Source organism: Streptomyces chisholmiae, from assembly GCF_031845445.1.
In the GTDB taxonomy this organism is placed as follows: Bacteria; Actinomycetota; Actinomycetes; order Streptomycetales; family Streptomycetaceae; genus Streptomyces; species Streptomyces chisholmiae.
The window spans coordinates 1-1,679 of the sequence record NZ_JAVREO010000049.1 but is presented as its reverse complement, the minus strand read 5'-3'; the positions used below and the strand labels follow the sequence as shown (position 1 = coordinate 1,679).

At 71.2% G+C, this 1,679-nt stretch carries 1 protein-coding gene; it reads left to right on the top strand.

Going from position 1 to position 1,679, the window contains the following annotated elements:
* On the top strand, positions 1-1,679 hold a 1,679-nt coding region (locus RM844_RS31980; protein ID WP_311670958.1), incomplete at both ends, for a beta-ketoacyl synthase N-terminal-like domain-containing protein.

Here is a 1,679-nt window from a genome sequence, read left to right as displayed (position 1 = left end):
AGTCACACGCTTGCGGTGGGGCGGCACCACTTCGCGCACCGCTGCGCCGTGGTGGCCCACGACCGGGATGACGCGGTCCGGCTGCTGCGCGCGGCGGCCGAGGGTGAGAAGCCCCGCAAGGTCTACCTGGGTGTGGTGGGGCGGGACTTCACGCCGAACAGCCTGGTCGGTGACCTGGTGGCGGAGGCGACACGCTCGCGGGCCGACCACGGCCGGTTCCAGGAGCTACTGCTGGGCCTGGCGGACTTCTACTGCCAGGGTTACGAGCTGCCGTTCGACCGGCTCTTCGAGGACCCGCCGCTGCGGGTCAGCCTCCCCACCCAACCCTTCGAACGGGAGCTGTACTGGCCCCCGGCGGAGGTGCTCGCCCGCCTCGAACTGACCGCCGGCGAGGACCAGTCGGCGGAGTACGAGGAGATCGAGGAGTTCGAGGAGGTCGAGGAGCTGGTCCCGGCCGACGCCTCGGACGGCGCCCCGGTGCCGGCCGGTCCTGGCCGCCGGGCCGAGATGGCCGGCTGGTCGGTCGCCGAGTGCCTGGAGTGGGAGCTACGGGACTCCGTGGCGCAACTGCTCCGGCTGCCGCTGGAGAAGCTCGACACCGCCGCCAACTTCCAGGACTACGGCTTCGACTCGATGAGCCTGGTGGAGTTCTCCGGCGTGCTGGAGGAGCGGCTCGGCATCGCGCTCGCGCCCGACGTGTTCTTCAGCTATCCGACGCTGGCGGCTCTCGGCGGCCACCTGATGGCCACCCACACCGCCACCCTGGAGGCGTTCTACCAGGCAGGCGGCGGGCCGACCGGCGCCGGGACGATGACCCGTCGCCTGGTCAAGAAGCCACGTCGCCGCCTGGTGCGGCGCGCGGCGGCCAAGCCCGCCACCGAGCACGAGTCGGTGGGCATCGTCGGGATGAGCGGCCGGTTCCCCGGCGCACGCTCGGTGGACGAGCTGTGGCAGACCCTGGTCGAGGGCCGGTCCGCAGTCGGCACCATGCCCACCGACCGCAGCCCCGCCTGGGGCACCGAGCGGCGGATGGGCGCGATCCCCGGAGTGGCGGAGTTCGACCCGTTGTTCTTCGAGATCTCCCCGCGCGAGGCCGCCACCATGGATCCGCGGCAGCGGTTGCTGTTGCAGGAGATGTGGGCGGCGTTGGAGGACGCCGGTTACGGGCCTGAGCAGCTGGCCCGGGAGCGGGTCGGGGTCTTCGTCGGCGTCGAGGAGGGCGACTACGTCTTCCTCACCGGCGACCAGGGCACCGTCACCTCGCACGCCACCTCGATCCTCGCCTCCCGGCTGGCCTACTTCCTGAACCTGTCTGGCCCGAGCATGGCCATCAACACGGCGTGCTCGTCGGGTCTGGTGGCGCTGCACGAGGCGTGCCTGAGCCTGCGCTACGGAGACTGCGACACGGCGATCGTCGCCGGCGTCAACATCCTCACCTACCCCGGCACCTACGACGCCATGGACAAGGCCGGGATGCTTTCCGCGGAGGGTGTGTGCCGGGCGTTTGACCGGCGGGCGGATGGCATGGTGCCGGGTGAGGCGGTGGCCGTCCTGGTGTTGAAGCGGGAGTCGGTGGCGGAGGCCGGTGGTCATCGGGTGTATGCGTCGGTGGTGGGTTCCGGGGTGAACTACGACGGGAAGACGAACGGGATCACGGCGCCGAGTGGTGCGGCTCAGGT